The 10,785-nt window shown below is 70.2% G+C and carries 12 protein-coding genes; 11 read left to right on the top strand and 1 reads right to left on the bottom strand.

Annotated elements, in window-relative coordinates:
* Positions 1 to 1,038: D-inositol-3-phosphate glycosyltransferase (gene mshA / locus ABZ260_RS36875; RefSeq protein ID WP_355626814.1), on the bottom strand; the 1,038-nt coding region annotated here is incomplete at its 3' end.
* A gap of 98 nt (positions 1,039 to 1,136) precedes the next feature.
* On the opposite strand from mshA, the gene ABZ260_RS36880 reads away from it, so the two are divergent.
* The 11 genes from ABZ260_RS36880 to ABZ260_RS36930 all read left to right on the top strand — a co-directional run bounded on the left by ABZ260_RS36880 (position 1,137) and on the right by ABZ260_RS36930 (position 10,622).
* Entirely contained in the window at positions 1,137 to 1,874 is a 738-nt protein-coding gene (locus tag ABZ260_RS36880) for an SDR family oxidoreductase (RefSeq protein WP_355626816.1), read from the top strand.
* Positions 1,875 to 1,877: 3 nt separating this feature from the next.
* On the top strand, positions 1,878 to 2,669 hold the full coding sequence (locus tag ABZ260_RS36885; RefSeq protein WP_355626818.1) for a class I SAM-dependent methyltransferase: 792 nt from the start codon (positions 1,878 to 1,880) through the stop codon (positions 2,667 to 2,669).
* A gap of 119 nt (positions 2,670 to 2,788) precedes the next feature.
* Positions 2,789 to 3,157, top strand: a complete 369-nt coding sequence (locus ABZ260_RS36890; RefSeq protein WP_350911232.1) for a BlaI/MecI/CopY family transcriptional regulator — start codon at positions 2,789 to 2,791, stop codon at positions 3,155 to 3,157.
* Positions 3,158 to 4,084 (top strand): M56 family metallopeptidase, encoded by a 927-nt coding sequence (locus ABZ260_RS36895; RefSeq protein ID WP_350911230.1) that lies wholly within the window; start codon positions 3,158 to 3,160, stop codon positions 4,082 to 4,084.
* A gap of 107 nt (positions 4,085 to 4,191) precedes the next feature.
* Positions 4,192 to 4,719, top strand: coding sequence for a helix-turn-helix transcriptional regulator (locus ABZ260_RS36900; protein ID WP_350911228.1), 528 nt, complete (start codon positions 4,192 to 4,194; stop codon positions 4,717 to 4,719).
* Between the two features lie 3 nt (positions 4,720 to 4,722).
* Entirely contained in the window at positions 4,723 to 5,142 is a 420-nt protein-coding gene (locus ABZ260_RS36905) for a hypothetical protein (RefSeq protein ID WP_355626820.1), read from the top strand.
* Between the two features lie 190 nt (positions 5,143 to 5,332).
* The gene (locus ABZ260_RS36910) at positions 5,333 to 5,659 is read left to right on the top strand and encodes a DUF2516 family protein (RefSeq protein ID WP_350911224.1); all 327 of its coding nucleotides are present in this window, start codon (positions 5,333 to 5,335) and stop codon (positions 5,657 to 5,659) included.
* Between the two features lie 79 nt (positions 5,660 to 5,738).
* Complete coding sequence (locus ABZ260_RS36915) at positions 5,739 to 6,293, top strand: GNAT family protein (protein WP_355626822.1); 555 nt, start codon at positions 5,739 to 5,741, stop codon at positions 6,291 to 6,293.
* Positions 6,294 to 6,398: 105 nt separating this feature from the next.
* The gene (locus ABZ260_RS36920) at positions 6,399 to 7,403 is read left to right on the top strand and encodes a LacI family DNA-binding transcriptional regulator (RefSeq protein ID WP_355626823.1); all 1,005 of its coding nucleotides are present in this window, start codon (positions 6,399 to 6,401) and stop codon (positions 7,401 to 7,403) included.
* 25 nt (positions 7,404 to 7,428) lie between these two features.
* Positions 7,429 to 8,775 (top strand): serine/threonine-protein kinase, encoded by a 1,347-nt coding sequence (locus ABZ260_RS36925; RefSeq protein WP_355626825.1) that lies wholly within the window; start codon positions 7,429 to 7,431, stop codon positions 8,773 to 8,775.
* Positions 8,776 to 9,050: 275 nt separating this feature from the next.
* Complete coding sequence (locus ABZ260_RS36930) at positions 9,051 to 10,622, top strand: cellulase family glycosylhydrolase (RefSeq protein WP_355626827.1); 1,572 nt, start codon at positions 9,051 to 9,053, stop codon at positions 10,620 to 10,622.
* Positions 10,623 to 10,785 lie beyond the last annotated feature (163 nt).

Here is a 10,785-nt window from a genome sequence, read left to right on the forward strand (position 1 = left end):
CACGGACGCGGCGGCCACGGGGGTGCCGCATGCCTGGGACTCCAGGGCCACCAGGCCGAACGACTCGTTGTGCGAGGGGACGACCGTCACATCGGCCGCGCGGTACCAGTCGGCCAGCTCGTGCTGGGGCGCCGGTGGAACGATCCTGACCACGTCGGAGATCCCCAGCGAGGCGGCCACGTCGGTGAGGTACGAGGGCCTGGCCAGGCCGTTGCCGCTGGGGCCGCCGACGCAGACGACGACCAGTCTCGACCTGAGCGAGGGATCTTCGAGGAGCATCCTGGCCGCGGCGCGCAGCAGCACGTCCGGGGCCTTCAGCGGCTGCACGCGGCCCACGAAGAGCAGCACGTGGGCATCCTGCGGCAGCCCGAGCCTGTGCCGGGCCGCGCCTTTGGAGGCGGGCTGGAAGACCCTGAGGCTCACGCCGGGGTTGACCACCTCGACCCTGGCGGGGGCCGCCCCGTACAGCTCGACGAGATCACTGGCCTCGGCGGGGGTGTTGGCCACCAGACGGTCGGCGACGTCCACGACCTGCTGTTCGCCCAGTACCCGGGCCGTCGGCTCGGGCCTGTCGTCCTCGGCCAGCAGGAGGTTCTTCACCTTGGCCATGGTGTGCATGGTGTGCACCAGCGGCAGGCCCCAGCGCTCCTTGGCCAGCCAGCCCACCTGGCCGGAGAGCCAGTAGTGGGAGTGGATGACGTCGTAGCGGCCCGGCTCGTACATGGCCTCGGCGCGCAGCACGCCCGACAGGAAGGCGCAGAGCTGGCCTGGCAGGTCGCCCTTGTCGAGCTCCTCGTACGGTCCGGCGGTGACGTGGCGGACCGAGACGCCCGGGACGATCTCCGCGACCGGTGGCAGGTCCCGGGATGTCTGCCGGGTGAAGATCTCCACCTCCACCCCGAGTTCGGCCAGGCGTTTGGCCACCTCGACGATATAGACGTTCATACCGCCCGCGTCCCCGGTTCCCGGCTGGTCCAGGGGGGACGTGTGCATGCTGATCGTCGCGACTCGGTTGACCCGCCGTCGCCTCACCGACACCACCTCCGAGTGGGCTCAACCACCTGAGAATCCGCAACATTCCCGACACATCACCGCAGAAGGGTCCGTGCGGGGTGGTCCTGGCAGGATGGAGGGTCATGAAGAGGACAGCTGTGGTGACAGGGGCCAGCAGTGGGATCGGCGAGGCGACAGCCCGCCGGCTGGCCGCGGAGGGCTTCGACGTGGTGGCCGCGGCACGGCGCCGGGAGCGGCTGGAGGCACTGGCCGCCGAGGTGCCCGGCATCCGCGCGGTCACCCTGGACGTGACGTCGCAGGAGTCGGTGGACGAGCTGGCCTCCTCGCTCGACCGCTGTGACGTGCTGATCAACAACGCCGGTGGCGCGATCGGCCTGGAGCCCGTGGCGAGCGGGGACGTCGCGGACTGGCAGCGGATGTACGACGTCAACGTGCTCGGCACGCTCCGCGTCACCCAGGCGCTGCTGCCCCGGCTGATCGAGTCCGGCGACGGCGTGCTGCTGATGCTGACCTCGGTGGCCGGGCTCGTCTCGTACGAGGGCGGCGGCGGCTACAACGCGGCCAAGCACGCGCAGACCTCGATGACCGAGGTGCTCAGGCTGGAGCTGGTCGGCCAGCCGGTCAGGGTCGTCGAGATCGCCCCCGGGCTGGTCCATACCGAGGAGTTCTCGCTGAACCGCTTCCGCGGCGACTCCGCCGCCGCCGACGAGGTCTACCGGGGCGTGCCCGGCCCGCTCACCGCCGACGACGTGGCCGACGCCATCGCCTGGTGCGTGACCCGGCCGGCCCACGTGAACATCGACCGCCTCGTCATGCGCCCCCGGGCCCAGGCCGCCCAGCACAAGCTCCACCGCGTCTGAACCATGTCCAAGCCGATAGGGGAGATCACCAGGGGGACCACCGGTCACAACCGCCTGCGGCGGGCCGACCGGTGGGTCGTCGCCGCGCACGGCCGTCTGCTGCGCGCCGCCGACCGCCCGCTGGTGGTCGACCTCGGCTACGGGGCCTCGCACACCACGACCCTGGAGATGTTCCTGCGGCTGCGCCGGATCTGCCCCTCGGTCGAGGTCGTCGGCATCGAGATCGACCCGGCCAGGGTCGCGGCGGCCAGACCCCACGAGCGCCCGGGGCTGTCCTTCGCGCTTGGCGGCTTCGAGTTGCCGGTGGACCGGCCGCCCCTGCTGGTCAGGGCCTTCAACGTGCTGCGGCAGTACGGCGAGGCGCAGGCGTGGGAGTACTGGGCGATGCTCCGCGAGCGGCTCGCGCCGGACGGGGTGATCGTCGAGGGCACCTGCTCGGAGGTGGGCCACCGCGCGGTCTGGGTCGGGCTCGACCGCTCGGGTCCCCGGACACTGACCCTCTCGGCCCGCTTCGACTCCTTCGAGCGCCCCTCGGATCTGGCCGACCGGCTGCCCAAGACGCTCATCCACCGCAACGTCCCCGGTGAGCCCGTCCACGCCTTCCTGCGTGACTTCGACCACGCCTGGGCGGTCAACGCGCCCTTCGGCTCCTACGGTTCCCGCCAGCGCTGGATCGCCTCCGCGGAGACGCTCGCCGCGACCTGGCCGCTGGCCGAGCGCCCCCCGCTCGGCGGCCGGTCGCGCTGGCGGCTCGGTGAGATCACCCTCCCCTGGGCCGCGGTCGCCCCGAGATGACCGGCTAGAATCTGCCGCGCCCTGAGCGAAGCGCGTGAGACGAGCGGGTACGCCGTGAAACGCATCACTCGACAACCCGTAGTACTACCCCTCGTGGTGCGGGGGTTAGTCTTGACGGTGTGAAGGGTCTCGGCGAGCTTGAACGCAGCATCATGGACATCATCTGGGCACAATCATCCCCCGTGACGGCACGGGAGGTCGGACGCCTGATATCCGACCGCGACCTGGCGCCGACCACCGTGATGACCGTGCTCGACCGGCTCACCCGCAAAGGCTTCCTGGTCCGCACCCGCGACGGGCGCGCGTGGCGGTACGCGTCCGCGGAGAGCCGCGACGCCTACGTCGCGGAGCTTATGCTGGAGGCGCTGGATCTGACCGGTGACCGGTCGGCGGCCCTCACCCGGTTCGCCCAGGCCGTCACCGGCACCGAAGCCGACATCCTGCGCAGGGCCCTGACCGGCCTTGAGGAGGAGCTGGAGGACGAGTAAATGACCGCGGCAGCCCTGGCGACGCTCGCCCTGGCCTGCGCGGTCGGCGCCTGGCGGTTCACCAGGGCACGGTGGACCTACCGCGCTCCGCACGTGGCCATCGTGCTGTGGCAGGCGCTGGGGGTCACCTGGGGGCTGGCCGGGACGGGCGCTCTGCTCGGCTACGCGCTGGAGCCCTATGGCCAGGGCGTGCTGCACGGGCTGGCCGGCTTCGCCGCCTCCGCGTTCGGCGGCGGCCGGGGATTGCCCCAGCCGTACGACCTGCCGAGGATCGTCGCGCTCATCGCCGGGCTGACGGCGCTCGCCGTGCTGATCATGGTGCTCCTCGCCGCGGGCGTGCAGACGTTCCGCGCCCGGCACCGCCACCGCACCCTGCTCGCCCTGATCGCCAGGGAGGACCCGGTGGTCCCCGGTGTACGGGTGCTCGACCACCCGGGCGCCACCGCCTACTGCGTGCCCGGCCTCCGCTCCCAGGTGGTGGTCAGCGAGGGTGCGCTGAAACTGCTCTCCGCCGACGAGCTGACCGCGGTGCTCGCCCACGAGACCGCCCATGTGCGCGAGCGACACGACCTGGTGCTGCTGCCCTTCGCCGCGCTGCGCAGGGCCCTGCCCTGGTCGCGCGTGGTCAAGGACGCGCAGAGCGAGGTCAGCCTGCTGGTGGAAATGGCCGCCGACGACGTCGCCCGCCGCTACTGCTCCCCACGCCGCCTGGCGACCGCCCTGCTGCGCTTCGGCACGGCAGGCGCCGTCCCCGCGCCGCACGGCGCGCTGGGCGCCGCGACCTCGTCGTCCGCCGCCGTGATGGCCAGAGTCGAGCGCCTGGTGACACCGGGCCCGATCCTGCCGCTCGGGGTCCGCTACGCCATCGTCGCCTTCTCCGTCACCCTGACGGCCTCGGCCCCGCTGCTCTGGCTGATCCCGCACTGACCTCACCTCGGCGTACCGGCCGATCCTGATACAACTTCACCCCAAAACGCTTGCAAGTGTTAGCCATGGCGTTTGCAATTGCAAGCATGGTGGGGCAGACTCAAGGTATGGCACTACCCAAGGTCGGCTCGATCGGTGAGTACATCCGCGAGCAGCGCACGCACGCGAAAATCTCCCTGCGTCAGCTCGCCGCGGCGGCGGGGGTCTCCAACCCCTACCTGAGCCAGATCGAGCGCGGGCTGCGCAAGCCCAGCGCCGAGATACTGAACCAGATCGCCAAGGGCCTGCACATCTCGTCGCAGGCGCTCTATGTCCAGGCCGGTCTCATCGAGGAGCGCGAGCCGGACAGCGACGTGCTGACCGCGATCAGAGCCGACCACCTCATCACCGAGCGCCAGCGCCAGGTGCTGATCGACATCTACGAGTCGTTTCGCAAGGAGAACCGGGCCGAGGCTCCGGACGAGGATGCGCAGACCTCCCAGAAAGCGCATCCCGCACCGGAGCCTCGGCAGGGTGACGCGGGCTCCTCGCCTGACGACGAGGTACCGCTGCCCGGGGAATATCTCACCGCGTTGAAACCCTACGCGGCGCCCCCGAGCAACGGCCACATCACAAAGGAAACCAAGGAAGGTTAACCCATGCCCATCACCACCGAAGTCAAGAAGCTCGCCGAGTCCAAGCCGTTCTACGCCGTCGCCGGGGCCGGCGACTTCGCCGTCGAGAAGCTCATGAAGCTTCCGGAGCGGATCCACAGGCTGCAGGGCCGCCGCGAGGAGATCCGCGAGGCCGCGAAGGACCTCCCGGAGAAGGCCAGGGAACTCGCCGGCAAGGCCGAGGGCTACGCCAAGGACTTCCCCGTGAAGGCGCGCGACTACGCCGACCACTTCGCGGGCAGGGCCACCGAGCTCTACGAGGAGTTCGCCAACCGCGGCCGCAAGGTCGTCTCCAAGACGAGCAGCGAGGCCGCGCTGGAGCTGGAGGAGCTCTCCGCGGCCGCCCGGCCCACGACCCAGAAGAAGGGCACCCGCACCTCGAGGTCCGGCACCTCCAAGGCCTGAGCCCGTCGAGGGCTCGTCAAGCTCCAGGACCCGTTCCGGCGCCGCCGGGGCGGGTCCTGCCGCGTTCGGGGGCCGTTCCCCGGCCGAGCGTGTTCGACCGGAGCGGGCATGTGGAGGCCGATGACGCCGCGAAGGGGACTTTCGGCATTAGGCTGAGGGAAACCGGTGAGGCGAGCGTTCTGGAGAGACGATGATCCAAATCCACGGTGCCCTGGACCTGGTCTTCTGGATCCTGGCCGTCGGGGTGTTCGCGCTGTCGGGCTGGGCACTCGTCCACGCGGTGAGGACCCCCGCACGGGCGTTCGCGGTCACCGGCAAGCAGAGCAAGAACCTGTGGCTGGTCATCCTGGGGCTGGCGGCCCTGTTCGGCTTCGCCGCCGCGGTGGGTTATCTCAGCACGCTGAGCATCTTCACGATCGCGTCCGTCATCGCCTCGGGCATCTACCTCGCCGACGTGCGCCCCGCCGTGCGGGAGATCGGCAAGGGCGGCAACCAGGGGCCGTACGGCCCCTGGTGAGGCGCTCTCCCCTCGACTGAGGACCGGCGCCTCCGGCGATCCGGTTGCCCTGCGAGGTTTCGGCCGGTAGACACACCGAATGATGTTCGCGCACAAACCCACGCTCTCCGGAGAGCACGTGACGCTCCGGCCGGTCGGCCCCGAGCATGTGGACGGTCTCTGGGAGCTGGTCAACGACCCCGAGACCGTCCGGCTGACCGGCTCGCACGGCAAACCGGAGTTCGAGTCGATCAAGAGCTGGTACGGCTCGCGGGGTGACCACGGCGACCGGCTGGATCTGGCGATCTGTACCGCCGAGGACGACGCCTACGTGGGCGAGATCGTGCTCAACCAGCTCGACGCCGGCAACCTCTCCTGCAACCTGCGCATCGCGCTGATCGGCCCGCGCGCCTACGGCAGGGGGTACGGCACCGAGGCGATCCGGCTGACCCTCGACCACACCTTCACCTCCACACCGCTGCACCGGGTGAGCCTGGAGGTCTACGCGTTCAACGAGCGGGCCGCTCACGTCTACCGCAAGATCGGCTTCACCCAGGAGGGGGTATGCCGTGACGCACTGCGCATGAACGGTGAATGGTACGACTCCGTAATCATGGCGATACTTGCCTCTGACTGGCTTGTCAGGGAAATTTGACATACACGTGGTGATTTTTCGGAAACATCTTTTGACACTTCCGAAACAATGCTAGGTTCACTGGGAGCGCTCCCACCTGTGCGGAATCTTGGTGTGGAGGAAGTTATGACGGATCTACCCACACTTGCCCAGGTCGCAGCAGAGGCAGGGGTCTCCCCCGCCACAGCGTCCCGGGTACTCACCGGTTCAGTCAGAGTCAGCACATCGACTCGTAGGCAGGTGCATGACGCAATCTCGCGTCTCGGTTACGTAAGGCATCGCGCTCCCCGTGGCGGCTCCGGCCGCCGATCCGACCAAGTCGTGGCCGTGGTGGTCTGCGAGCCCGCGCACCGGCTGTTCACCGAGCCGTTCTACGCGAGAATGATCACCGCTGCCGAGGAGGTTCTCACCGGGCACGGCGTTCCCCTGGCCGTGATGACCGCCACGGCGGCCACCTCCACCATCGCCACGCCCCCGCTCGTCGCCGGAGGCATCGACGGCGTGCTGTTGATCGGCGCGCGCGACAGGCACCCGCTCGTGGTGACCCTGGCCGCCTCGGGCATCCCGGTACGCAGCGCGGGTCGTCCCCCGGACGGCATCGACCTCCCCCATGTCGACATGGACAACCGCGACGGCGGCAGGCAGGCGGCGGAGCACCTGCTGCTCGGCGGCCGGCGGTCCATCGGTGTCATCGCGGGGCCGCCCGCCCTGCCGGCCGCCCGTGACCGGCTCGACGGGTTCCTGCAGACTCTCAACCTGGCCGGGATGACCGGCGTGCCGGTCGCGTACGGCGACTTCAGCCACGCGTCGGGGGTGCACGGCATGCAGTGGCTGTTACGCCGGATGCCGCACCTCGACGCGGTCTTCGCGGCCTCCGACGTGATGGCCGCGGCCGCGTTGCAGACCCTGCGCCGGGCCGGCCGCCGGGTGCCTGAGGACGTGGCGGTCATCGGCTTCGACGACGCCCCCGCCGCCCGGCGGACCTCCCCCACGCTCACCACGGTCCGTCAGCCGGTGGAGGAGTTCGCGGCGCTGGCCACCAGGCTGCTGCTGCTCTCGATGGGCTCGGCAGGCGCATCCCGTGACAACCCCGTACTCCCCACTGAGCTGGTGGTCCGTGAGTCCGCCTGACCCTGTCGGACTCCGTGCGGGAGACGTGCTCACCCGCAGGTACCTGCTGCTGGAACGGATCGCCTGGGGCGGCATGAGCGTCATCTGGCGCGCCTTCGACCAGTCGTTGCAGCGGATGGTCGCGGTCAAGCTGCTGGACGGCGAACTCGGCGTCGACCACGGGGAGCGCGAGCTCATCCGCAGGGAGGCGCGCGCCACCGCGCGCCTCATCCACCCCGACGCGATCGAGGTCTACGACTACGGGGAGACCGTGACCTCGCACGGTCGCCTGGCCGCCTACGTGGTGATGCGCCTGCTGGAGGGGCGACCGCTCGCCGACCGGATCATCGAGGGCCCGCTGCCGTGGGCGGAGGCGGCGCTGATCGCCGCCAGGCTGGCCACCGTGCTGGCCGCCGCCCACGAGCGGGGGATCGTCCACCGGGACGTCACCGCCGACAACGTGCTGCTCACCTCTACCGGCGCCAAGTTGCTCGACTTCGGCATCGCGGCGTTCATCGGGGAGGACGGCGACGACCGGGCCTCCGACTACGGCACGCCTCCCTATGTGGCGCCCGAGCGGCTGACCGGCACCGTCGCGGACCCGGCGAGCGACGTCTACGCGCTGGGCGTGCTGCTGTTCGAGATGCTCACCGGCAACCCCCCGTATCCGGAACGCACCTGGGAGGAGATCGAGAACGTCCGGCGGGAGGGCCCCCCGCCGATGGCGGACGTGCCGGGGATGCCCGCACAGATCAGCACCCTCTGCCAGATCTGCCTGTCACCTCGGCCCGAGGTCCGGCCGAAGGCACAGGAGGTGGCGGACGGCCTGGCAGAAGCCCTGATGCCGCCCCGTTCGACCGGCAGGGGCACCCTGACGCGCTGGAGCATGGTCACGGCGACGGCGACGACACTGCTGGTGGGAGGCCTGGTGTGGAGCCAGCTCACCGGCTACCCCGACGGCCAGGTGGCCGGCCCGCAGGGGCGCGGAACGCTCCCGGCCGCCGCCCTCGACCCCGCCACCGCGTTCCCCGAACCGGGCACGACGCCGAGCCCCAGCCCCTCCCCTTCCGCTCCCGCCGTCCGCAAGGGGGGCGGGCGGGAGGTGGAGCAGACGCCCTGGACAGAGGCCGTCCGCTCCTCCATCCCGAACCTCAACCAGAGCCTGCGGAGTTTCAACGCCGTGCTGGCGAAGGGGGAGGACGAGGGCAGGATCCGCCCGGACGTGGCCCTGGACCTGCGGCAGGTGCTGGCCAACAGCGTCCGGGACTCCGGCGACCTCACCTCGATCTGGGGAAAGATCGCCGACCGGAACCGGGAGGGCTCCCTGCCCGACGATTTCCGCCGCGCGCTGGAGGCACAGCTCCTGCTCGTGTCGGTGGCCCTGACCGGTTGAGCCCGTCGCGCCGGCCTGCCGCGGTGGTACCCCGCCACCGGTGAGCAGACCGGCGGGTGGCGCGACGGGTGAAACTTTCACCTGGTGATCGGCGGGACGGGAAGCGTACAGAGCGAGCTAGGAGGGGTCGCGGGCGCCCGTGAGGGGGTGGGAACGGTCCCGCACACGGTTGACGGGAGCGGGGTGAGCGCCGAACCATGGCGAGCGCGACCGGCCGCACCTTCGATCGCGGGGGCCTCTCCCCGCGTACAGATCCCGTCCCCGAAGGGCTCTTGATGAAAGTCCTGCGTGTTCGCAGGTGGCCGGCGGCGCTCGCGGCGCTCGTGGTCACCTCGGCGCTGGCGGTCGCGCTCGGCTCCTCTCCCGCGGGTGCCGCGGGCGGAACCGGTACCGGCTACCTGCGCACCTCCGGTAACAAGATCGTCGACAGCACTGGCGCGACGGTCCGGCTGACCGGCATCAACTGGTTCGGCATGGAGACCGACAACAAGACCTTCCACGGGCTGTGGTCGAGCAACCCGTGGAAGGGCCAGATCGACAAGATGGCCTCGCTCGGCTACAACACCCTGCGCGTGCCGTTCTCCAACGACGCGCTCAAGCCGGGCGCGGTCGCCAGCGGCATCAACGACTACGTCAATCCCGATCTGGTCGGCAACACCCCGCTGCAGATCCTCGACAAGGTCATCGCCTACGCGGGAAGCAAGGGGATGCGGATCATCCTCGACCGGCACCGGCCGACCGCCGCCGGGCAGTCGGCCCTGTGGTACGTCGCCTCGACGCCGGAGAGCACCTGGATCAACGACTGGAAGGCCCTTGCCCAGCGGTATGCGGGCAACACCACGGTCATCGGCGCCGACCTGCACAACGAACCGCACGCCGAGGGCACCAACCCGGCGGCCACCGGGGCGTGCTGGGGGTGCGGCGACACCGCGCGCGACTGGCGACTGGCCGCCGAGCGCGCGGGCAACGCCGTGCTGTCGGTCAACCCCAACTGGCTGATCTTCGTCGAGGGGGTGAGCTGCCCGAGCGGCGGCCTGTCCAACGTCTGGGACAACGACCCGAGCAACGACGAGGACTGTGGCTGGTGGGGCGGCAACCTCTCCAAGGCCGGAGAGTTCCCCGTGCGGCTGAACGTGGCGAACCGGCTGGTCTACTCGCCCCACGAATACGCCACCTCGGTTTACCACCAGGCCTGGTTCGACGCGCCGAACTATCCGGCGAACATGCCCGCGATCTGGGACAGGTACTGGGGCTATCTCTACAAGCAGAACATCGCCCCGATCATGATGGGCGAGTTCGGCACCACGCTCCAGGCGGCCGTGGACAAGGTCTGGCTCCAGGAACTGATGAAGTACACCGGCACCGGGGTGAACGGCATGTCCTTCACCTACTGGTCGTGGAATCCCAACTCGGGTGACACCGGCGGCATCGCCAAGGACGACTGGATCTCCATCAATCAGGACAAGCAGGACATCCTCCAGCCGTACCTGATCCCACCGGTCGGCGGCGGTGGTGGAGGCACCCCCACGCCCACGCCCACACCGACGGCCACCACCTGCCAGACCACCTACGCGATCACGAACTCCTGGTCCGGCGGCTTCCAGGCGGAGCTGACCGTGAAGAACACCGGGACGTCGACCTGGAACAACTGGTCGGCGAGCTGGACCATGCCGTCCGGGGTGACGCTCGGCAGCGGCTGGAACGCCACGGTCACCCAGAGCGGGACCACCTTCACCGCGAAGGCCCCGAGCTACGCGGCCAGCCTCGGGGCGGGCCAGTCCGTCGTCGTCGGGTTCACCGCCACCGGGCCCGCCACCCCAGGCCCGTCCAACATCACCTGTTCCTGATCGACATCTCCCCGACGGGTGCCCGCCCGCCGGCATCGTCGAGGGCGTGCCACCGAGCGGCACGCCCTCGCGTGGCCTCTCTCCGGGTACTGAAACGGATACCGGCACGAGCTCCGGGGTTCGGCGGCGGTGACGTCCGCATGGACCAGGGAGGTCACCAGCG

Origin of the sequence: Streptosporangium sp. NPDC006013 (assembly GCF_040614275.1) — a bacterium.
Lineage (GTDB): Bacteria > Actinomycetota > Actinomycetes > Streptosporangiales > Streptosporangiaceae > Streptosporangium.

Excerpts from the sequence above, each read along its gene's own strand:
- ABZ260_RS36880 (WP_355626816.1), top strand. The coding sequence starts at position 1,137 with ATGAAGAGGACAGCTGTGGTGACAGGGGCCAGCAGTGGGATCGGCGAG.
- ABZ260_RS36885 (WP_355626818.1), top strand. The coding sequence starts at position 1,878 with ATGTCCAAGCCGATAGGGGAGATCACCAGGGGGACCACCGGTCACAAC.
- ABZ260_RS36895 (WP_350911230.1), top strand. The coding sequence starts at position 3,158 with ATGACCGCGGCAGCCCTGGCGACGCTCGCCCTGGCCTGCGCGGTCGGC.
- ABZ260_RS36900 (WP_350911228.1), top strand. The coding sequence starts at position 4,192 with ATGGCACTACCCAAGGTCGGCTCGATCGGTGAGTACATCCGCGAGCAG.
- ABZ260_RS36905 (WP_355626820.1), top strand. The coding sequence starts at position 4,723 with ATGCCCATCACCACCGAAGTCAAGAAGCTCGCCGAGTCCAAGCCGTTC.
- ABZ260_RS36910 (WP_350911224.1), top strand. The coding sequence starts at position 5,333 with ATGATCCAAATCCACGGTGCCCTGGACCTGGTCTTCTGGATCCTGGCC.
- ABZ260_RS36915 (WP_355626822.1), top strand. The coding sequence starts at position 5,739 with ATGATGTTCGCGCACAAACCCACGCTCTCCGGAGAGCACGTGACGCTC.
- ABZ260_RS36920 (WP_355626823.1), top strand. The coding sequence starts at position 6,399 with ATGACGGATCTACCCACACTTGCCCAGGTCGCAGCAGAGGCAGGGGTC.
- ABZ260_RS36930 (WP_355626827.1), top strand. The coding sequence starts at position 9,051 with ATGAAAGTCCTGCGTGTTCGCAGGTGGCCGGCGGCGCTCGCGGCGCTC.